This window comes from Rhodococcus sp. IEGM 1341, from assembly GCF_030056895.1.
In the GTDB taxonomy this organism is placed as follows: domain Bacteria; phylum Actinomycetota; class Actinomycetes; order Mycobacteriales; family Mycobacteriaceae; genus Rhodococcoides.
The window spans coordinates 14,318-35,940 of sequence record NZ_JASHKV010000001.1 but is presented as its reverse complement, the minus strand read 5'-3'; the positions used below and the strand labels follow the sequence as shown (position 1 = coordinate 35,940).

At 62.2% G+C, this 21,623-nt stretch carries 13 protein-coding genes, 1 tRNA gene and 2 pseudogenes; 1 reads left to right on the top strand and 15 read right to left on the bottom strand.

The annotated features are described in order from the left end of the window. Positions 1 to 413: 413 nt before the first annotated feature. The 10 genes and pseudogenes from istB (QM615_RS00155) to QM615_RS00110 all read right to left on the bottom strand — a co-directional run bounded on the left by istB (QM615_RS00155) (position 414) and on the right by QM615_RS00110 (position 16,491). Entirely contained in the window at positions 414 to 1,169 is a 756-nt protein-coding gene (gene istB / locus QM615_RS00155; protein WP_149405676.1) for an IS21-like element helper ATPase IstB, read from the bottom strand. A 58-nt stretch (positions 1,170 to 1,227) separates the two neighbouring features. Beyond that, positions 1,228 to 2,565, bottom strand: a pseudogene (gene istA, locus QM615_RS00150) (IS21 family transposase); the annotation flags it as partial. A gap of 75 nt (positions 2,566 to 2,640) precedes the next feature. Then, the gene (istB, locus tag QM615_RS00145; protein WP_149405675.1) at positions 2,641 to 3,447 is read right to left on the bottom strand and encodes an IS21-like element helper ATPase IstB; all 807 of its coding nucleotides are present in this window, start codon (positions 3,445 to 3,447) and stop codon (positions 2,641 to 2,643) included. Further along, a pseudogene (istA, locus tag QM615_RS00140) lies at positions 3,444 to 4,995 on the bottom strand (IS21 family transposase). The gene istB (QM615_RS00145) and the pseudogene istA (QM615_RS00140) overlap by 4 nt, the downstream one beginning before the upstream one ends. Before the next feature lie 99 nt (positions 4,996 to 5,094). Next, on the bottom strand, positions 5,095 to 5,370 hold the full coding sequence (locus QM615_RS00135; RefSeq protein WP_188078606.1) for an integrase: 276 nt from the start codon (positions 5,368 to 5,370) through the stop codon (positions 5,095 to 5,097). A gap of 685 nt (positions 5,371 to 6,055) precedes the next feature. Further along, a complete protein-coding gene (locus tag QM615_RS00130) occupies positions 6,056 to 10,879 on the bottom strand; it encodes a hypothetical protein (RefSeq protein WP_149405674.1) in 4,824 nt (1,607 codons plus the stop codon). Further along, positions 10,876 to 13,983, bottom strand: a complete 3,108-nt coding sequence (locus tag QM615_RS00125) for a hypothetical protein (protein ID WP_283346908.1) — start codon at positions 13,981 to 13,983, stop codon at positions 10,876 to 10,878. Before QM615_RS00125 ends, QM615_RS00130 begins: the two co-directional genes overlap by 4 nt. Further along, complete coding sequence (locus QM615_RS00120) at positions 13,980 to 14,804, bottom strand: hypothetical protein (protein WP_149405672.1); 825 nt, start codon at positions 14,802 to 14,804, stop codon at positions 13,980 to 13,982. The genes QM615_RS00125 and QM615_RS00120 overlap by 4 nt, the downstream gene beginning before the upstream one ends. A 534-nt stretch (positions 14,805 to 15,338) precedes the next feature. Then, positions 15,339 to 15,794: a creatininase family protein gene (locus QM615_RS00115; protein ID WP_262498353.1), complete on the bottom strand. Its 456-nt coding sequence runs from the start codon at positions 15,792 to 15,794 to the stop codon at positions 15,339 to 15,341. Positions 15,795 to 15,960: 166 nt separating this feature from the next. Further along, on the bottom strand, positions 15,961 to 16,491 hold the full coding sequence (locus QM615_RS00110) for a hypothetical protein (protein ID WP_149405671.1): 531 nt from the start codon (positions 16,489 to 16,491) through the stop codon (positions 15,961 to 15,963). A gap of 121 nt (positions 16,492 to 16,612) precedes the next feature. On the opposite strand from QM615_RS00110, the gene QM615_RS00105 reads away from it, so the two are divergent. Next, a complete protein-coding gene (locus QM615_RS00105) occupies positions 16,613 to 16,918 on the top strand; it encodes a hypothetical protein (RefSeq protein WP_283346907.1) in 306 nt (101 codons plus the stop codon). 828 nt (positions 16,919 to 17,746) lie between these two features. Here QM615_RS00105 and QM615_RS00100 read toward each other — a convergent pair. From QM615_RS00100 to QM615_RS00080, 5 genes are all read right to left on the bottom strand, one after another. Next, positions 17,747 to 17,887 (bottom strand): hypothetical protein, encoded by a 141-nt coding sequence (locus QM615_RS00100; RefSeq protein WP_188078605.1) that lies wholly within the window; start codon positions 17,885 to 17,887, stop codon positions 17,747 to 17,749. Positions 17,888 to 18,136: 249 nt separating this feature from the next. Then, positions 18,137 to 18,210: transfer RNA gene (locus QM615_RS00095), tRNA-Pro, on the bottom strand. An 85-nt stretch (positions 18,211 to 18,295) separates the two neighbouring features. Then, positions 18,296 to 19,744 carry a ribosome biogenesis GTPase Der gene (der, locus tag QM615_RS00090; RefSeq protein WP_149405670.1) on the bottom strand — a complete coding sequence of 483 codons (1,449 nt, stop codon included), beginning with the start codon at positions 19,742 to 19,744 and terminating at the stop codon, positions 18,296 to 18,298. Then, entirely contained in the window at positions 19,741 to 20,424 is a 684-nt protein-coding gene (gene cmk / locus QM615_RS00085; protein WP_094668760.1) for a (d)CMP kinase, read from the bottom strand. Before cmk ends, der begins: the two co-directional genes overlap by 4 nt. After that, a complete protein-coding gene (locus tag QM615_RS00080) occupies positions 20,424 to 21,620 on the bottom strand; it encodes a pseudouridine synthase (RefSeq protein WP_094668761.1) in 1,197 nt (398 codons plus the stop codon). Before QM615_RS00080 ends, cmk begins: the two co-directional genes overlap by 1 nt. Positions 21,621 to 21,623: the final 3 nt, after the last annotated feature.

The following is a 21,623-nucleotide window of genomic DNA, read 5'->3' as shown; positions in this document are numbered from 1 at the left end:
GGACGCTGGTGTGTGGTCAGAGACCATCAGCATCGGAGGAGGCCCGCCCTCATTGGCGGAGCCACACGGGTGAGCACTTTCAGAGATCAGATCTGGGCACTTTCACTGAGCGCCGTCAACCACCGGCAAGGCGCGCCGGTGGTCCCATAACTGGCAATCGAAGTGGTCCCATCACCCTGGCAGAAATCAGGTCACGCTGGTCCCATGCTCATGGCAGACGACACGACCGAGACGTGGTCCGGTTGCCGCCGCCGGACTCTGTAGCTGCTTGACTGCGAACCAGCTGAATCAAGTGGCTCCGTCCGCTCAGGTCCATTCGTGTCGACGGTCTCGTAATTCCCCAGGGGTAGTTGTCACGTAATTCCCCAGGTCCGGAGCTACTGAGGTGAGGATATCGGTGACGGACTCGGTTGTCAGGTGGTCTTGGTCCCGGGTCGTTTTCGGGGTCGATACGACGGCCCGTCCATGAGGACTTGGTGGCTGGTGTTGATGAGTCGGTCCAGGAGAGGTTCGGCGACGACGGGGTTCGGGAACAGTGGGTACCAATCTTTCGGGGCTCTGTTGCTCGTCAGGATCAGGGGTTTGCCGGCGATGGCGCGATCGGAGACGAGGTCGTAGAGATCATCGGATTGGGTGGTGGTGTGCTCGCGCATCGCGAAGTCGTCGATGATCAGTACGTGGGGCCGGGTGTATTCGCGCATGCGTTGCCCGATGGTGCGGTCTGCGTGTCCGCCCGCGAGGTCGGCGAGCATGCGGGAACATTTGACGAATCTGATGTCTCCACCGCGTCGGGCTACTTGATGGCCGAGTGCCTGTGCGACATGGGTTTTCCCGACACCGACCGGTCCGTAGAGGATGACCGATTCGCCCGCGTCGAGCCACCGCAGAGCGGCGAGGTCGCGGAGCATCGCTGCGGGCAGTTTCGGGCTGACGGTGAAGTCGAAGTCCTCGAAAGTGTTGGCCTGCTCGAACTTCGCTCGCCGTACTCGTCTGGTCAGGGCGGCGGATTCGCGGCGTGCGATTTCGTCTTCGCAGAGCACCTGCAGGAATTCCAGGTGTCCGAGTTGACCGTCGCGGGTTTGAGCGAGCCTGGCGTCGAGTGTGTCGAGCATTCCGGTGAGTTTCAACGTTTTCAGTGCGGTCCGCAGGGATGGGTCGTGGATGGTCATCGCGGTGTCCTTCCTATCGAATATTGTTGCAGTGCAACAGAAGTAGATGACGGCATGGTCATGCGCTCTGCGCGGTGTCGAACGCGTCGGGTCCGCGGAGCAGCGCAGGCGGTGGTGGTACGGAGGGTTGATCGGCGGGCCGGTCTCCGTGTTCGGTTCCGGCGACGAGGAGTCCTTTGATGGTGCGGTAGTGCACGTCGTCGAGTTCGAGTGCCCGGGTGCATGCGGCATCGAGACGGTCGTCGGGATATTTGTCGCGGAGCCGGATGATCGCTTGGATGGCGCGGAGCCGGTGGATGGCATTGACCGAGGACAGCTCCTCGATGACTTTCGTTGCCCCGGGAACGATTTGCTCGGCTTGACTGCGGCACCAGGTGACACTGCGCAACGTGTGCGCGACCTTGTGTGGTGGGTAATGCTCGAAGTTCGTCGACCGCCCGCTCAGATGCAGAACGTGGGTGGCGGCGACAGCGTCGCCGTGAAAGACCTGGACGATGTCTCCGGCGGTGCGGACGGTGACCTTCTGTCCGAGCAAGCGCCACGGCACCGAGTAGAACGCTTTGCCTGCTTTGACGTGGCAGTCCGGTGCGACGGTGCCCACCGAGTACTGCACGGTCTCGAACGGGCGCGCCGGGAGTGGGGCGAGAGCGGATTGTTCGACCGCCTCGAACATCGCCGACGGCGTAACCCCGTCGAGTGAGCGGTGCCGGTGGTGCCCGTATACCTCTGTGGCCCAATGCAATGCCGCGCTCTGCATCTGCTCGAGTGAGGTGAAGTCGCGGCCCGCCCAGAACGAGTCACGAATGTAGGGCATGGGCCGCTCCACGCGGGGTTTGTCCTTGGGTTTGCGGGCCCGGGCGGGATCGATGAGGGTGCCGTAGAAGCTCGCCAGCTCCTGGTAGGCGGGGTTGATCATCGGGTCGTAGAGATCTGGTCGTTCCACACCGGTTTTGAGGTTGTCGCAGACCAGCCGGGCGGGGACGCCGCCGAAGTACTCGAACGCCGCGACGTGGGAGGCGTTCCAGGATGTTTGATCCATCCGGAACACGGGTTGAACGAACATCTTCCGTGAGCACGCCAGGATCATGACGAACGCCCACACGGTGATGCGGCGGCCCAGGGCCGGGTCGAACCACATACCGAGTTTGCCGTAGTCGATCTGCGCTTCACTGCCCGGTTCGACAGCCCCGCGTGGGACGGTGACCTTCTCTTCGAGCCGTTGCTCGGCGAATGTTGTTGCAATGTAGCGTCGTACGGTCGACTCGGAGACATCGACGTGGTGATCGTCGCGTAGACGCTGCGCGATGGTCGCGACGGTGACCGGGACCTCGAGTTGTTCGGTGATCCACTCGTGGTGCGGTGCGATGTGTTCCCACGTCAAGGCGCGGGCTGCGGGATGTCAATGGCCAAGTTGAAGTCCCCGGTGGTGGCCAGGTGAAAGTCCCCACCCCGTGTTGATGTTTCGGGTTTTTCAGGGGCGGTCCTTTCGGTGTTGTGCGTCTTTCATGCGGTAGGACTCGCCGTCGGTGACGACGATGGTGGCGTGGTGGAGCAGCCGGTCGAGGATCGAGGCGGCGGTGGTGTGTTCGGGCAGGAACCGGCCCCATTGCTCGAACGGCCAGTGCGATCCGATCGCCAGCGAGCGGCGTTCGTAGGCACCGGCGACGAGACGGAACAGCAACTGGGTGCCGGTGTCGTCGAGCGGGGCGAAGCCCATTTCGTCGATGATGATCAGGTCGACCCGCAGCAGTGATTCGATGATCTTGCCGACGGTATTGTCGGCCAATCCGCGATACAGGGTTTCGACGAGATCGGCGGCGGTGAAGTAGCGGACCTTGTGTCCAGCGTGGACGGCGGCGACACCGAGTCCGATCAAGGTATGCGACTTGCCTGTCCCGGCAGGTCCGATCATCGCCAGGTTCGATTGTGCCCGAACCCATTCCAGGCTGGACAGGTAGTCGAACACCTTCGGCTGGATCGACGACGCTGCGACGTCGAAGGACTCCAATGTTTTCGTCACCGGGAACGCGGCTACTTTGAGTCGGTTGACGATGTTGGAGGCATCACGTGCGGCGAGTTCGGACTCGATGAGCGTCCGCAGCACTTCTTCCGGGGTCCAGCGTTGCGTCTTCGCGGTGATCAACACCTCCGGTGCGGTCCGGCGGATCGCAGCCAGTTTCAGGCGCCGCAGTCCGGTGTCGAGATCAGCAGCGAGCTCGGGAACATGCTGGGGCGCAGCAGTCTTCGGAGAGCGTGCAGTGGTGGTGGTGTCGGTCATGACGGCACCTGCGTATCGGCGGCAGGGGTCCGGATGGCGTAGGCATCGAGGGAGCGTGTCGGTGCGGTCGGCAGGTCCAGAATCAACGCGTCTCCGGCTGGCCTGGGCTGTGGCGCTCCGGCACCGGCAGCGAGAATCGATCGGACGTCCGCGGCCCGGAATCGACGGAACGCCACCGCCCGGGTCAACGCCGCCACCAACAGTTCGGTGCCATGTGCCGCACCGAGTGCCAGCAGGATCTCGAGCTCGGATCCGAGCCTGGTGTTGCCGATCGCGGCGGCTCCGACGAGGAATGCTTCTGCTTCGGGTCCGAGTGCGCAGAACTGTTGCTCGACAGTTGTTCTCGGCCTGGGACCGCGATGGGGTGCGGGGCGGGCACCGCCGTAATGCTCGTCGAGGACCGACGCGGTGCCCGGCTGGCCCAGGTTGTGTTCGGCGACGACCTCACCGGTGGCCGGCTCGACAACCACCAACCGTCCCTCGGTCTGGACGAGGGTGACCGTCGCGCCGATCAACCGGACCGGCACGGAGTAGCGTGCGGACGCGAACCGCACGCAGGACAAGCGATCGACTTTGCGGGTCACCGGCGGTGGGCCGATCTCCAGTCGGAGTGATGGCAACGGTGACAACAACTCTCGCGACGCCAAGGCGAAGTTGTTGGTTGGCGACGCTCTCTTGGTCGAGTTTGTCGTTCGGGATCGCGCATATCTCCGAATGCACCCTGGCGTTGACTTCCGTGCACCACACCCTGGCGGCGGCGTTGGCTGCGTGGACATCGACGGTGGTGCCGGCGATGGCTGCTTCGGTGAGCACCGGGACAGCGAGATCGCGTTGGGCGTAGCCGACGAGGTTCTCCACGACGCCTTTCGATTGTGGGTCGTTCGCGTGGCAGAAGTCCGGTGCGAACCCGTAATGAGCAGCGAACCGGACGTAGTCCGGGGTGGGAATGACGACGTTCGCAACGACCCCGCCTTTGAGGCATGCCATGCGGTCGGCGAGGACCTTGCGCGGGACACCACCGACAGCGTCAAGTGCGTCGGCGATCAATGCCATTGTGGTGGTTGCTTTCTCGTCCGTGGCGAAGGCAGCAAACCGCCATCGCGAGTAGGCCATGACGGCGCAGAACAGGTGCAGTCCGCCGACAGTGGCCCAGTCGATGATCAGGTAGTCACCCGGTGCCCATACCGCGGGCCGTCGGCCGCGGTGATGGTCGGTGCGCCACCGTTTCTTCTCCTCGGCGACCAGGCGGCGGAAGTTGCGGTCCGATCCTGCATAGCCGGCCTTGCGGGCGATCGGCAGGATCCGTTTCGCGGAGATTCGGCCCTGAGATTTGTCGACCCGTTCGGCTACCAGGTCGGTGACGGCGGCGTAGTTGCGTTCACGCTCGGCCCGCGGCGGTGGTGTGGCGCCGGCCTGGTCGGCTTCGAATTTGTCGATGGTGCGTTTGACGGTCTTGTGGGTGGTGCCGACGAGTTCGGCGGCTCCTCGATACGACCCGACTTCGCGGTAAGCGGAAATGATGTCCATGCGTTCCTTCGCAGACTTCAATGGAACTCCCCGGGCGGTGCGGTGTGTGGTTGGCACCTTCACCGTCACCGCTCGGGCCTCGAGTTCCTGATCGACACGACGAACACGGGGTGGGGACTTTCAGTTGGCCACCAGTGGGGACCTCGACCTGGCCACCAGTGGGTACTTTTTCATGGCCACGGACACGGGATCGGACGGTGCCGGGAACCAGCGGTCGATGCGTTCACGCCAGAGCTGTTCGTCGAACACCTCTTCCGGTGTCGGTTCGATACCGTCGCGCACTGTTGGTTGAAGGTACTTGCGGATGGTTTTGCGGTCGATGCCCAGCGCCTGATGGATCTCGACTTGGGATCGGCCGGCGTTCCAGTGTCGGAACATCTCGATGAGATCGTTCACGGTGAATGACTTCCTTGCCACCTCAGGCCCCTTCCACGAGCCCTTGGTAGGACCCGTGTCAGGAGCGAACCTGAGCAGCACCCGAACCCCGCACCGACACGCCCCAGGGTGGGGAATTACGTGACAGCGGGTGAGGAATTACGTGACGGACACCCCCTCAAGACTGGGGAATTACGTGACCGCTGACAATTCGCTTTACACACGCAGATTTCTGGACGCCAGTGGACACAGTCTGGCCACCGCCTCAGCGTCAAGTTCGACCGTTTAAGAAACGAGTAGTGACACTCCCTCGGCACTCAGACAGAATAGATTTTCCGGAGTTCTCCGAAACCGCCTCTGAACTGCATATAGGTGTCGGGTTGACAGGACTTGAACCTGCGACCACTTGACCCCCAGGAAGCGAAGGTAGCGCGTTTGCCCAGTTCGTCGGTGTTTCCGGCGCTGCGAGCATCGTGCGCAACGTTCACGGACGCGCAGGTCGCGCGGCAACGCTCATTACGTGTGGTCCCAGCGTGGTCCCGGCGTAATCGAAGTAGCCGGTATCTAGCGAACAAGGGCTCGAATTGATCACAAAGCTGCGCGGTGACTGTACAAAGGCGCAGATGTGACTTTGGATTCACTCGACTGCGCCGGTCAAGCGCAGCGGCATCACTCCCGCGTTCAGACATGTAACTTGATGCAGAACCTATTCAGCATGGGCGGCCCGCCGGAAGTCGCGCCCGCTGAGGTTCAAGCGAACGTGAAAAGCATCCCAATCTGGGCGGGCGACACCCTGGTTCACCCTTTCGCGGATCCCGGGCTCGGCGGCAGTGAGCAGGCGGTCGATCTCCAAATCGTTGGTGGCCTGTTGGTAAAGCAGGCGCAGCATCCAGAACGGAAGTCCCGCCAGGCTAGTAAGACCGGCCGCGGTCCGTAATTCGGGTGACCATCCGTCGACGGTCGCCAATAGCAAGTGAGCCTGATCAACGGGGCTGAGTATGGCTTGCCGCCGAATCAGCCGATCCTGAACTCGCCCAAGCGCGTCGCCTCCCCACCCCGGCTGGTTAACTTGTGCTGCGACCCACGCGACCACCGAACTGTGCGCTGCATTCGGATGGATCTGTGGCTCACCGATCGGGTGGGCGAACGCACGACCTCCCGGGGTGTGCCGCAATATCCAAAGCGCGTGTCCTACCTCTTGCCAGAATTTCCGCTCGTCAATCAGGACAGACCGCTCAACGCTTCGATCTACTTTGTCGCGCAGGATACGCATCATCCGCGGCGTAGCGTCTGGCTTCAGTCTGTTCACGACGTCGGCCAGTTGACTTAGCGTCGTTAAGCTAGCAGGCCGTGCGATATCCGCCAGGTCAGCCGCCAGTAGATCGTCAAGAATCTGCGCTGCGGGGGCAATTCGGCCCAGCGCGCATAGCGTTCGCAATAGACGGACGCTGGGTGCGAGGTCGCTGGACTTACCGAGCCGGATACGACGACCGAGTCGGCCAAGATCGATGTTGTTGGCAGACGCTGCACCCCAGTGGGTGTCCCACGTTTCAAGCATGCGCACAATGTCGGCCACGCGTTGCGGCGATGCGAAAAGCCCAATGGTCTGCACCCTCGCGTTGTAGATGGCATTGATCCACTTGCCGTGGGGACTGCCTCGAGTCAAGCCCGCAAGCGCAAAGTTACGTGCCGCAATGGCTTGATCCACCGGATCTTGGAGACTAACGAGTTGGCCGTTGACGACGTACATCAAGTGATCGTCCTCGAAGAGTTCGTCGAACAGCCCCTGTGAAAGTTCGGGTTTGACCATGTGGATCGAGCGAACAATTCTTGATCCAGCGGGTGCGTCGTTCAGCAGCGCGAAGCGCACCTGCGCAGCGAGTGCATCGAGGTTGTGGTCGCGGATACGGAAGCGGCTTGGCTTCGCGCCGAGGCGGTCGACCACCTCGCGAGCGCCGACGGGGCTGAGGGCGATTATGTTATCTAACGACTGGGCGAATCGGCCGGGATTCCGTTCGTGTGCAAGACGATTGGCCCACACGTCGGCTCCACCGCTCGCTTCGAATATCGCGGGACCCGCGTCTGGCACATCGGCGTCGAGGAGGGTCTTTGCGACCTCGGCACAAACCGCCAGTGCGGCAGCGGGTGCCGGCGTGCTGAGACCGTCCACGAAGGCGTGCATTTCCCACTGATCGCGATACATCGCCGGTACTTCCGGATGCAGGACACGGCCAAGACGGTGAAACATCACCCGGCTTTGAGCTGTGCTGCCGCGAAACATTCCCTGCACTATCACTTCCGACGGCGTCTGCTGTCGAATGCGCTCGAAGGCCGACTCACCGAACTCCTGGTCGGCGGCGAGCAGAAGAGCAATCTCCGCCCCCCAATGCTTTCGACCGCGATGGATCGATCGCACAACTTGCTCGATGACGACGTCCAGGATCTCACCGCGGTAGCTTGCCCCGGCGACCCATACGCCCTTCACAAGGTAGTAGCCCGCAGACAGACGTGGGTCGCCAGCCATCTTCCGAACAGTGTCCACGCCAATCTCCTCCGCCAGCTCAGTCGCGAAAGAGCTTTTCCAGGAGTAGAAGTCGCTGCCGATAGAGTGCGTCACGGATAGCAACAGGCCCGTGCCAAGCGGATCCCTGGTTGCGACGATGTCGCGAGCGAAACGGCTCACCAACTGGAGATCGATTTCTCCACCGGTGCCGCACAAACAGCGTGCCGCGATCAGCGATTGTGCATTTGAGATTGCTCGTAGCAAGTTTGCGGCGTCCATCGGTCCCGATCGACGCAGGAGGCCATTGGCAAGACGTGCAAAGTTCGGCCACCTACTCAGGATCCGGTTGCAGATAAATGGGCTGGTTGCGCGGACGCTGTTCAGCGCATCAGTCAATTCAGCGGCGCTGGCAAATCTCATCGCCGCTGTCAGCGCCACCTCGTAATCGGGCAAAAGGAGGTCAATGTCAGCTCTTTCGAGGTGTTGGCGTAGGCACATCGCTTCGATAAGCCCCCCGACACCGGTTTTTTCGGCCGGCTCCTTTTGCAGCAGTTGCTGCACCGCGAGCTCCTGGGCGATCGGAAAGTCCTGAGTGTCCTCGGGTGCCTTCCAAAGCAGCCTGCGCTGCATGATCTCTACGTTTCGGACAAGCCGGTAACTCGACACAGCTTCAGCCCGCAATCCACCCAGGACATCGAGGATACGCTCGGCGACGACACGTTTGACCGCGTCACTGTCGAATCTTTCCAATTCGACGAGTAGGGCAAAGCGCTCCTCCGGATGACCGACCTGCTTAGCGAGGATGTCGTCGACGGCCCTGACAATCCATCGAGCGAACTCGTCCAGCGCCTGTTCGGAAACGGGGCATGAGCTACTCTGAACGGCCCGTACCAAGGTGAGCAGACGTGTCGGTTGCCAGAGCTCCGAACTGGAGTCGATGCGGGCCAACAACCTTTCCAGTAACGTCTGTTCTGATTGTTCGGGTAGTTCGACTAGTTCCAGCACTCGCACAACAGACAACAGCGGCGCCGCCGAACACCACCCAGCCAGCAGATCGTCGTCCTCCAACTGCAGCAACAATTGCTCGCAAAGTGCGCGGTGGTAGAGACGTGACCCCAGCAGCAGCGAGGCCACCTCACCGCTACTCTCGCTAAGAGCAGATACCAGCACCGGTACGAGTAGACCGGACATCGTCTCAATTCGTTGTTGCACTTGCGGTTTGGTCTGTGCCGGCGGATCGTTCACTTCATCGCGATACAGGTCGAGCAGCTGATGACAGTCGTCTGTCCCCGCAAGCTGGACGGTGAAGGTCGACGAGTCAGTCTCGAGCCCGAACATCGTTCGATCGTTGTGATCCAATGTCTCGAGTTGGTCTGCGGCTATCCTGCAGCGGATCAGGCTCAGGGCCGCCGCCAGCACTAGCGGGTCGCGCTCGGAATTAGCGAGTTGGGCGAAGCGCTCAGCCAGCCGGGCGTCGGGTTGTTGCCCAGCCATCACCTGGGTGATCCGCCTGAGGTCACTGCCACGGTCGTCTGCAAGCAGAGTTCGGCCCGCGTCAGGGTCGAGCGAGCCGTCTGCTCTTGTCAAATCCTCCACGAACCGGCGCCGCGCGACCGTGCCTACGACCGATGTCGCGACGAATACGCCCTGCGAGTTCCAGTCAGTCGGGGAGTCCTCGCTGTCCTGTACGACGGCCAGGACAGATATACCAAGCTCGCGTGATACGTGCCGCAGAACCTCGCCGACGTCGCCTGCGCTGATTGGCTGGAGATTCTCGAACACCAGCAATGGGTGCTCAATCCGGCCTTCGAGCAGACCTACAGCGTGCGTCGCCACCGTTGCCGCTTCGAATTTGTCTGGTAGTTCGTGGTTTTCGCTGTGCTCGATCACCTGAACCACTCGGGCGTTTCTCTTGCTGCTAGACAGGCTGGTGGCGAGTCGACGGACGATGGTGCTCTTGCCGCTCCTCGGCGTGCCGCCCAAAATGGCAGTCTTTGGTCCCAGGCGGCCATCGCTGAAATGCTGCTTGAGCGCAAAGGTCTGGCTGGTATCGATATCACGGAGTGCGGGATGACCGGGCACTACGCGCCAATCGATCACCCGCCAGCCCGCGGCTGACAACTCCTCGGCATGTCGGTCGCGCTTCCACCGCAACCATTCCTGGCCCCAGACTGCTGCCGCCGCTGAGTCGAGAGAGAGCGAACCATCTAGCGATGTTTCGGTTTCGTTTGAGAGGAAGAGCCGCCAACCGGATTCAGTCGGAGCGAGGAAAGGTCGGCCCAGCGCCTTGGCGGCGCGCACTTTCGCATGCAGGGCGCGCCCGACTACTGGGTGACACAAATCAGAGCTTAGGTCGCCGGCACAAAGCACCTCTGGCTTGCCGAGTCCCGCGATTTGACCGATGTGCCATAACGCGATTGGCAGCGCAACCGCGGGAGCGGCGAAGGGGATGCCCGGCGCCCAGCACACGGACGGGGGACCCTCAGCGTCGCCAACCCAGTCCGCCGGAAAGACGGATGGAAACGGCGACAGCGTCGCGCGGAGTGCAGCCTTTACGGCGCGGTCTACGGATTCCGGCAGCTGCTCACTCCATCCCCGGCCGCCATCCTGTACTTCGAGTAACACGTATTGGCCGTTCGGCTGCTCGACGAGAATGTCGGGGCCTGTGGTCGGTGGAGTCACCAATGAGGTCGCCGCCCCAGCCTTCACCAGGTCAGCCAGCTCCCAGAGGCCAAAAAGCACGTCCTCTGGCACCGTCTCGGCATCCAGCACATCCGTAATGTCGTCGATTTCGTTGATGTCTGCCGCCGCGCAGCACCAGGCGATCAGTTCCTTGACGCTGGCATCGGGTGTGTCGCCTTCGAGAAGCGGTTGTACGACGGTCGAGTAGAAGTCGGCGATAGCCGGCCAGGCCACATCGTAGCCGACATCGCCAGCGACGAGTGCCCGGATGAGCATAAGTCCGATCGTCACTTGGTCGCGCGGAACTTTGGCTGCAGCGCTCCGCGTCGGCTCCGTGGCGATCATGTTCGGCTACCGATTCCGCTGACATCGCTAGACAGAGGCAGAGGACTCTGCGTGCCAGAAGAGTTCAACGCGACGGTGAGCAATCCAGACGGGCGAGCAACGAGGAGGTCACCCTGTTTCAACACAGCAACTCCGATGGGCGGCTCATCGAGTGGGACATTGATTGTTCCCTCCGATCCAGACAATGAGTGAACCTGCATCCATCCGCGACCTCCGATGGGGCCCCCTGCAACGACGGCCGATGAAGGTCCGACCGCGGCTGCGCGAATGTTCCGCGGGCGTGCACCGTCGAGAGGCAGAGCGTCCTGGTCCGCGCTGTACACCCGCATACCGCCTGCTGCGTCAACCACCAACGCCTTCGCTCCATCGCGCGAGGCCGCAGCCAGCAGCGGACTATGAAGCATCGGGAAGTGACTGACCGGGGGTTCGACCTCGCTTCCAATTTGCAGTCGTCGGATGCGCCCGGTGTTTGTCACTATCCATGCAGACGGGTCTTTCGTCGATCCAGCCGCGACAATGGAGTGGAGATCGGATTCGATTCTGGCGACGGACCGCAAGCGCTCCCTTGTATCGATCGTGGTGCTCCATACCCGACCACCCACTGCAATGAAGACGGTGCCACCGTCGTGCAGCGCAAGCTGGAGTTGACTTTGCCCTGTATGTGATTTTCGTTGCGGGACGAGTTCATCCCTGAGGATGGGCTCTTCTTGTCTGTCACACGCGATCGACCAAATCTGGCCTTGCCATGTCGACACGAGCGCTACGACCCCGGAGGAGAGGCGCGCGACGCTGATCGAGAAGGGAACTTCGGCCAGCCGCACAGGTGGCCGCAGAGACTGTCCAAATTCGGTATCCCAGAATTCGAGCGTGTCGTTCTCGTCGACAGTCACCGCCACGGAAGCGGTCGCATCGGTGATGAGTGTCGCGAAGTGCTTGGCGCGGGGGCGGCCGGATTGCATCCATCCGATTTCGTGGGAAGGTCGATACCTTGCTTTCATAGCCGCGGAAACGACGGGCAGTTCGAAACGATGTGCCCCCATGTCGAGGAGAAAGGCACGGTCAATGAGGTTGCCCGTCGGTGGTACTACGCGCGCGAGAAGTGATCGCCGAGTACGGTCGGCGATGTCGCCCAGTCTGCGAATGGCAGCGGAGACAACGTAGGCCGGTGCATTAAGCAGAAAATCGGGGTCGTCAAGGAGTCTGCCACTTCCCGATTCCAGCGCTGCGACCCATGCGACTAATAGCTGAACGGACGGGTCGACTCGGGACCAATCAACATGCGTCAGGTCGTGCAGCTGGGGGAGCTTGGCGAGAAAGTACTCGGCTCGCTCCATGTCCGCCAACCCACGTCGTTCCGTCCAATGATACGGATTGGACATGCTTCGCCAACGATCAATCCCGTCAGGTCCTGGTGCGTGTTCAACGTACGGAGCAAGTCGCGACCCGGCAGCGGCAACCGCCTCGGTAGTGATTGCCGAGCCAGACGAAGCAGACGCCACGGCCGCCCATTCTCGCGCCGGTACGGCGATAGAGTCGTCGAACGAGCACAACGCCGCCAATGAATCAATCACGATTCCACCGTTTTCCCCGAAGTCCGGGCGCAAGATGGCGCGGCAGATCTTGCGGGCCGCGTTGGTAGCCGCGGACATCGCAGCTCGTGCGGCTGCTTTGTGCGAAGCGGTCGAGAGGGTGTCGACGTAGGCTTCGCATCCCGCGACTGCGACGGCGAAACCCGGGCCCCACCCCTCGGCGTCGTCAACGAGTCCTAACAGCGTCGACTCCGACGCGTCGGGGTGCGCGAGACGAAATCGCAACTCTAGATATGCGCGGACGTCGGCCCGTGTGCTGGCGGCATGTTCGTCGAGATCGATGACGTCTGCAGTGTCGTCAGGATGTAACGCCGAGCCTATTGGCACGCCGAGAACCATGCGAACATCGGGAAGGGCCGCAAGTGAGATGATTTCGCCCCAGGAATCGTCGCGGGACTCAGCAAGTTGATCCAGCACAAGAGTGATCGGCTCGCGCAGAGTCTTCAGTGTCGAGGCCACGTCACGAATGGAGCCGCCTGGCACCCCGAGCTGCACAGCGAGCCGTCGAATGACAGCGCTAGGTGTACCCCATCCGGTGATGAATTGGGTCGAAAGCTTTGGCCATATTAGTCGACTCGCGCTGGTCAGCGCCGTTGAGCCGGTGGCGGTGAGGACCAGATGCCCCAAGAGCGCGCTCTTACCTGAGCCGACCGTGCCGGTGACGACCACGGCCGATCGGGCGTCGGAACCGCTGACATATTGCCGCAACGTGTGTAGGGCCTCCTTACGGCCCGTGAAAAACGCGCCTGCCCTGCTCGCTGTCGAGACACCGCGCGCCAGGCCCGCCCAATCACTGCTCATAGGCAGACCTACTGGCACATCTGATGGTTGGTGGGACGGGTTGGGTAGCGCGCGGCATCCGTCCGACGAGTGTGCAGCAGCAATCCACACTGATTGTTTGTTTCCTAGGGCGCTGTTGGCCGTCGAGGCAAGGTCGGCAGGATTCAAAAACTCGACAGACCACGATGGGATGGCATGGCGTTGCAACGCCTGCACAAATGCGTAGGCGAAGGTGCGTTGCGACGCAATTTGTAGACGCTGACTCGACGCGATCGCCCAGAACTCGACTCGCGATGTAGTGGATTGCGACTTTCGCATGTGGGAAACGGACGAGTCAGCGCCCTGGCCAGCGAAGCAAGCGTCCAGAATGAGCACAATCTGGGCCAGGGACGCGCGTTCGGCCGCTGCGGTCAGCAGGAGTTCAGGCGAATACACGTTGCCATTTGGCGATACGAGGTGGAAGTCAGTCTGGTTGGCAACCATGCCGTGGCCGGTGCAGTAAATCACCAGGGTTTCGCGACCAGTCGAGTCGCCGTTGCGTGCCCATTTATGGAGTGCAGTTTGGAGTGCCTGATGGCTACGCTCCTGTCCGGTGAACGGTGCAAGCTCTGTCAAACCGAGGCCGGCCAGGGCCTTCCGCATCGCGTCAAGTTCTTCCGGCACCCCGTCGAGGTTGTCGATGGCCTCCGAGGTGTAGGTCTTGACTCCGGACAGGCAAAAAAGACCTGCCGTCATTCGAGAGCCTGGTGGATAGCACGCGCGGTTTGCACATTCGTCAGATAGTTAAGGGCCGAGTGGGCGCCGCGGCGGGGATTGGTGCACGGTTGGTCGTCGATTGCCGGATGGCAGGTCGGTCCGAGTTCCTTGACCATCGCGACCGCGTCATGCTCCGCCGCAATATTTGTCCAAGATCGGACGTTTCCTGGCCATCGTGGCTCCACCAGTGGCGGACGGAGCCGTCTACGAATGCTCGCAAGGCCGAGTGGAGAACCTATCGTCAGCAAAGCCGGTGGATTCTTGACCGAATTACGTTGTAGCCAGTCGTAGGCGATGACACTGCCGAGCGAATGACCGACGACGAGACGAGGCGACTGTGACATTGCCTGTTCGACCTCAGCGGCGACCATTGATTGAAAAACAGGATCCTCGAGGTAACGACGTACCTGTTTGACGTAAGAGATCAGTAAGGTATCGAGACCTTCGAAGAGGTTGGATGCCTGGATGGCCGCGAGTACCCGCTGCAACGAACCGGGCAAGTAGAGCTTCGGGTCTTGCGCTGATGCGTCGCCATCGTCGTTCAATGCCTCCGCGATCGCGAACGCGAGCTCCGATTCGAATCCGCAATGCAAGTCCACCGCACCGTAGTGCAGTTCGCCGAGCAACTTACCGTCATTGTATTGGTGACCGTAGAAGGCACATTCGAGAGTCAACGAGTCCGCGTGGCGGCTCCTGATGTTTCGCAATCCCTCTACTGCGGCCGTCCGCCATGCGTCGTGCATTGCGGTACGAGACGAGCGGTGCTGGCTAATGCCATGTATCGCGACAATATCGACCATTCTTCCCCTGTCCTCAAGTCTGTCGACCGAATCGTGCGCTGACCAAATCGCGGTCACAGCCAGTCCGACAAGACGTAACCACCGCTGTCTCAGCGAACGACAACCGCTACCCCTTTTCTGACGGCAGCGTCCTTCAAGCAGTTGTAGCCCGATTGGTAGCGACTGCACTACCCGACACAGCCATGCATTCGACGCCAACAATCACCTTCGCAGCCGCTGGAAAGACTGTCGCAAAAGACTAGCGCCTAGTGTGGCCAATTGGCGTCATCAGCGCATCGTGGCGGACAGCGGCGGCTACATTCTTGATCCCAGTAGAGAAAATTCTCACCACGGTCGCCAGCCGACGTTCGGAACCGGTCTGCTCCCAGCCATGACAAACCTGCCCGTGACGGCGGACGGGAGCCGCCACGACGTTAACGTCAGCTTCGCGGCTCGGAAAGCACAGCGATCAGTTCGCCAGCTGCTTTGCCGAGATGGTCGAGGACCGTGTGGCCCTATTCGGCACTGGCTAGCGAGTGGTAGCCCTTCACACCGCTATCGGTGTACGCGCCCATGCCGAGGGTGGCTAGGTGCCGACGGTCGGGCGCGCTGTGATCGGCGCTCCGCCATCCGTCGAAGACCTGGCCGGATGCATGGCGAGCAGGATTGACGTTTCGAGTTCGCCGGCGTGCATGTCGTCATGATTCGTGCTGGTGATACCGGCCGCTTCTCGCGCTTCTGTCCAGTCTTCGCGACTCGGAAACAACCCGACCCGGATCCCGACTTTGGTGTTGGCCTGTTGGACGCATTCGTCAGCTCATAGTTGCCGCCGTGTGCGTTGACAATGACGAGGCCGCGGGTTCCCTGGCTGTTGAGTGCGTCGATCAGGTCGATGACGATACTGTTCAGCGTCGTCGCGGCGATGCTCACCGTCCCCGAAATGTCCGCGTGCTCATGCGAACATCCGAAGGCCGACACGGGAAGCTGAAAAACGTTGTGCTGGCTACTGATCGAATCGGCGTTGCCTGTCGCAATCAGCGTGTCGGTAACAAGGGGAAGGTAGGGGCGCCATGCTGCTCGAATGATCCGATCGGAAGCAGCGCCACTGAGGCCTTTGTCCTGCGGTCCTCAGTTGTCGTAATCGGCATGTCCAACCCGAACTCTCCTTGGTTGTGAATCACGGGTTTAGGTTCCGTCGCAAAGTATCCTCGACTCTTCTGCGCAGTGTTTGCACAGGCAGAGTCGTTGCCGCTCTGGATCGGTCACGAATTAGCTTGCGGCACTCGCGTAGTTCGCGCCGTGTCCGGTCTGACGGTGCCGACAAGTCCGCGCTGATCGTCCGCGGAAGCTGTTCGACCGCACTGTTGTAGTCGCCGACCACGATCGTGGCTCGCAGCAACCGAGCCGAGGACACGGCGAAATCGCCGCGCTGGCTGCCAGGCCAGCTCCGGTGGTGTTCGCGGTTAAATTCCAATGCACTCGCCGCATTCCCGAACATCATGAGCCCCGAGGCGACCTCGCCAGCAACGTAGGTAGGCGAGGCATAAATCTCATGATCGTCCGTAATCGGCTCGGTCTGTGCGATCTGAATCGCGTGCGCTGAAAGCCGGGCAAAGGTCTGCCGGTCGTGATCCGCAGCAGCCGCCAGCGCTTGCTGGCGCGCGATGTAGCCGCGACCCGCCCTGCGGAGATCGCGCTGATGAGTCATGCCGCGGCGTCTGCCAGTTCGACCGCGAGGCCTGGATCGGATTACAGCACGATGTCGGAGAGCCGCATGAGGATGGTCGCCTGCAACGACGGGTCCGCAGACCGGAGGTGATCCTCTGCTCGTGTCGTCAACTCCAGGGCTCTCGCCCATCACCGCTGTCCTGGGTTATCCTGCCACCAAGCTCAGCGATGCGCCCCGCGGCCCGGCGCATCTCGGGGCGTATGGCTGGCGGAGCCGTGCGGATGAGTTCCTAAATCGTGGTCAAATCACGGTCCACCAGTTCACGGGCGTACGCGGGACCGAACAGGTGCTCAGCCGTAATGTGCGCCGCACGCTGTTTCAAGATGACGGCGAGCAAGTCGCTGTCGAATTCCGTTTGAACCAGCAGCGGACGCGGAAGATTCGTGTCGACGGCCAGACTGAATAGCCGGTCCTCATTATCCTGGAGCGCTTCGGCCAGGAGCCCCCTCCAAAGTGGGTCTGGCAGGACGCCCCCGTTCGAAGTCGACGATCTGCCGTCGGAGCGAATCAGGGGTCGATGGGCTCCAGCCGTTGTTTTGCCCGAACCCGCGCAACTTCAACGGTTAGGTCGTTCTGACTGCAGCCCAATCAGCGCGCAGCACGAAGTCGCTGTGCGCTTGCTGGCGTGAAGCTGCGGCGTCGGCCACATTCCGATTTTGCCTGATCCACCAGACAGCTAGCTGCACCTTTGCGCGTGGTTTCGGTCTCCCCCCGTCTCCCTGCAGCGAGCAGCCCTTGCATGACACTTGTCGGAAGCTCGCCGAGGTTGCGGACGAACAGGTCGCCAAGGCGGAGACGGTCACGACTGCGTACGGCAACGCCAACTTGGTGTTGGAGGAGATGCAGCGCTGCGCGGCGCTCGTGGAGGACCTGATAGATAATGTCGCACAAATCGCAGAGCGAAAGTCGGTCTTGGATGCGCGCTTGAAAGAGGCGTAGCGCCGCCAGTCCGTAGCAAAAGCGGTACTAGATGCGGCATCGAAGGCACGTACCGAAATTGTGCGCCGCGTGTTCACCGAATCGCGCTGAACGAAGTTTGGCGGAGTCTGTTCACACGATTAGCGCCACGCGAGTACTTCGTTCCCATGTTTCGAATCCCCACCTTGTCGAGCACTGCGCTTGAATTGACCCTAGAGACGGTCCACAGTTCCGGAACTACCGGCGGATCACCCCAGCTGATGCTCTGTGCAGGGAACTTGAACACTGCGCACCGTCCCTTTTCGTTGCGTTGCACCTAGCGGTTGAGCCGCTGGTGCCATGCCTTGTCTTCGACAACCCGGTGCAATAAATGGAGAATGTTCACATCACCCAGTTCGCCGGCCTGATAAGAGTTCTGTCGCAGCAGCACGGCCGCCAGATCATTATCGCCGTCCATGAGCGAGACTCCTAGAGTATCTCGCTCTCGAACTGAGTCCTGTGTTCGAGGGGACGGGATCATAACGATCGAGCTCGGGGAACCGCCGGAAGACTCCGGCGCATCATTTCGACACCGGGTCGAGCGATTGCCATCTGAATAAGGTGAGGTCATGACTCGCCCGCGTGGCCCCAATTTGGTCCCAGATCGCCTCCGCCCCCAAAAACAGTGAAACCCGCTCCGACACTGGTCAGAGCGGGTTTTTCTGTGTCGGGCTGACAGGATTTGAACCTGCGACCACTTGACCCCCAGTCAAGTGCGCTACCAAGCTGCGCCACAGCCCGCCGCGCCTCGAAAGGCGCTTGCTGAGATTACCCCAGCCCTACCCCTGAGAGGAAATCGCCTGCTCAGGGGCGGGGTCGGGCTACATCAGCGGTTGTTGCCCTTGCCCGGCCGTTCCCGCTTCTCGCGGATACGTACCGAAACACGGACGGGGCTGCCGTCGAAGTTGAACTCTTCACGCAGACGCCGCTCGATGAATCGGCGGTAGCCGGCCTCGAGGAAGCCGGTGGTGAACAGCACGAACGTCGGCGGCCGGGTGCTGGCCTGCGTCGCGAACATGATGCGCGGCAGACGTCCGCCTCGCATCGGCGGCGGAGTGGCCGCCACGACCTCCTTGAGCCATGTGTTCAGCCTGCCGGTGGGGACACGCTTGTCCCACGACTCCAGAGCCGTCTCGAGAGCGGGCACGAGTTTCTGGACCGCACGGCCCGTCTGCGCCGAGATGTTCACTCGCTGTGCCCACGGCACCCGAGCGAGATCGCGATCGATCTCCTTCTCGAGCTGCTGACGACGATCGTCGTCCACCAGATCCCACTTGTTGAACGCCAACACCAAAGCGCGGCCGGCATCGGCGACCATGCTGAGCACACGCATGTCCTGTTCCGAGATCACCTCGGAAGCATCGAGAAGCAGAATCGCGACCTCGGCGGCCTCGATCGCGGACTTGGTGCGCAGCGATGCGTAGAACTCGGCACCACTGGCATGACTGACGCGCTTGCGCAGTCCGGCGGTATCGACGAATCGCCATGTCTTGCCGCCCAATTCGACCAACGAGTCGACGGGATCGACGGTGGTGCCGGCAACATCGTGCACCACCGAGCGCTCGTCACCCGAGAGCTTGTTGATCAGCGAGGACTTGCCCACGTTCGGCTTACCGACCAGAGCAACACGCCTGGGTCCCCCACCGGGGATTCCTTCGCGCGGAGTCTCGGGCAACGCCTCGAGAACCCGGTCCAGCAGATCACCGGTACCGCGGCCGTGAGTCGCGGAAACCGACAGCGGCTCCCCCAGACCCAGCGACCACAGTGCGGCGACCTCGGACTCGGTGCGGCCGTCGTCGACCTTGTTGGCCACCAACAAAACCGGAGTCTTCGACCGGCGCAGCACTCGTGCGACAGCCTCGTCCGTCGTCGTCGAGCCGACTCGCGCGTCGACGACCAACAGGATCGCGTCGGCGGTGTGCATGGCCAACTCGGCTTGGCGCGCAACGGATGCCTGCAGACCCTTGGCGTCGGGCTCCCAACCGCCGGTGTCCTGCACCAGGAAGCGTCGACCACTCCAGTTGGCCTCGTACGACACCCGGTCGCGGGTGACGCCGGGGACGTCCTCGACGACGGCTTCGCGTCGTCCGATGATGCGGTTGACGAGCGTCGACTTACCGACGTTCGGACGACCCACCACGGCGAGAGTCGGTACGGCAACGGCGTCTTCGCCGTCGTCGCCCTCGTTGAGGTCGACGTACTCCCACTCGCCTTCGTCACTCCATATTCCGTCGCCCGCGGTTTCCGCTGCGCCGGAGAAGAATTCTTCACTCACTGCACTGCTCCACTTCTGTCGTTCACCACGAGCAGCAAACGCTCGATCACGCCGTCGAGATCCAGCTCGCTGGTATCGACGATCACCGAATCCTCGGCGGGACGAAGCGGTGACACTGCTCTCGTCGAATCTGCATGATCGCGGCGTTGCACATCCGCGAGCACGGATTCGTAGTCGTCGTCGCGACCCTGTTCGATGTTCTGTTTGTTGCGACGCTCTGCCCGCGCCTCCGGTGAGGCAGTCAGGAACACCTTCACGTCGGCGTCGGGAAGAACGACGGTGCCGATGTCGCGGCCCTCCACGACGATTCGCGTCGACGAGCTCGCGAGGTCGCGCTGCATCTGCACCAACAACTCGCGCACCGCAGGCACTGCGGACACCGCAGAGACGGCCTTGGTGACTGCGTCGCCGCGGATTTCGCCGCTGACGTCCTCGCCGTCGAGCAACACGGTCTCGGACAGCGGGTCCTTGCCGATCTCGAGGGGAAGCGCCGCAACGGCTTTCGCGACCGCATCCGCATCGGTGGGCTCGACGCCCGAACGGAGAACCCATACCGTCGCGACGCGGTACATCGCACCGGTGTCGAGGTAGCTGGCTTCCAGTGCCGACGCCAGTCTGCGCGATACCGACGACTTACCGGTGCCCGAGGGACCGTCCATCGCCACGACGAGCGCACTCATCACAGGCCTACGGATTCGTAGAGCTTGCCGATCTCGCCGCGACCGAGAACACGCAGTGTTCCTGGACGCTGATCGCCGAGCACGATATTGCCGACATCGGTACGCACGAGGCGCCCGACCGGGAATCCGACCTTGTCGAACAACCGACGCACGATGTGCTTGCGGCCCTCGTGCAGGGTCACCTTGACGAGCGACTTGCCGTCCGAGATGTCGAGCAGCTGGAAGCCGTCGACCTTCACCGGGCCGTCGTCGAGAGTGACGCCCTCGCGCAGCTGCTTGCCGAGCGTGCGGGGAATGGTGCCCGACAACGTCGCGAGGTAGGTCTTCGAAACCTCGAACGACGGGTGCATCAGGCGGTGAGCAAGATCACCGTCGTTGGTGAAGAGCAACAGTCCCTCGGTGTCGGCATCGAGACGGCCGACGTGGAACAGTCGCTGCCCCGCCTGGACCCGCTCGGAGACGATGTCGCCGACGCATGGGCGTCCCAGATCGTCGGACATGGTGCACTGCCATCCACGCGGCTTGTTCATCGCGAGATGAACCAGCTCTTCCTTCACCACCACGCGGGTGCCGTCGACACGGACCACGGCGATGTTGGGATCGATGCGGATGCCCTGTTCGGTGACGATGCGTCCGTCGACCTCGACGCGGCCGTCGGCGATCAGTTCCTCGGCGGCGCGACGCGATGCGACGCCGGCCTGTGCGAGCACCTTCTGCAACCGAACACCTTCACCGGCGGGTACGTGCTTGCGCGGTGAGGAATCGGTGTGCTGATGCTTCGCCGGCTTGGCGTTGCTGATCGTGGTCGACGGAACCTGCTTCTTCTGCGGCTTCGGCGGCTTGGGACGCGACGGCTTCTTGCGAGGAACAGCGTCGTTGCTGCGGTCGTTGACGCCGGTCTCGACGGGCGTGTAATCGGTCGATTCGTCCTGCTCGACGCCACGGCGAGGGGCAGGTCGGGCTCCTGTGCGAGGAGCTCCGGTACGGGGCGCGCCTGCGCGAGGTCCTCCAGTGCGAGGAGCTCCTGCGCGAGGTCCTCCGGTACGAGGAGCGCCGTCACGGGGCGCAGCGTCGCGGGTGCGATCTCCGCGGCGCGCGTCACGCGGAGTGTCCGACCTACCTGCGGTCGGCTTCCTGCGTGGATCTTGTCTCTTGTTACGGTCCGGTGTGCCATCACGGCGAGCGGGCTTGTTCACTTG

Coding starts and splice junctions, on each gene's coding strand:
- QM615_RS00130 (WP_149405674.1), bottom strand. CDS start 10,879: ATGATCGCCACGGAGCCGACGCGGAGCGCTGCAGCCAAAGTTCCGCGC.
- QM615_RS00100 (WP_188078605.1), bottom strand. CDS start 17,887: ATGGACGGCGATAATGATCTGGCGGCCGTGCTGCTGCGACAGAACTCT.
- QM615_RS00125 (WP_283346908.1), bottom strand. CDS start 13,983: ATGACGGCAGGTCTTTTTTGCCTGTCCGGAGTCAAGACCTACACCTCG.
- istB (WP_149405676.1), bottom strand. CDS start 1,169: ATGACCATCCACGACCCATCCCTGCGGACCGCACTGAAAACGTTGAAA.
- QM615_RS00110 (WP_149405671.1), bottom strand. CDS start 16,491: ATGACTCATCAGCGCGATCTCCGCAGGGCGGGTCGCGGCTACATCGCG.
- istB (WP_149405675.1), bottom strand. CDS start 3,447: ATGACCGACACCACCACCACTGCACGCTCTCCGAAGACTGCTGCGCCC.
- cmk (WP_094668760.1), bottom strand. CDS start 20,424: ATGAGTGCGCTCGTCGTGGCGATGGACGGTCCCTCGGGCACCGGTAAG.
- QM615_RS00120 (WP_149405672.1), bottom strand. CDS start 14,804: ATGGTCGATATTGTCGCGATACATGGCATTAGCCAGCACCGCTCGTCT.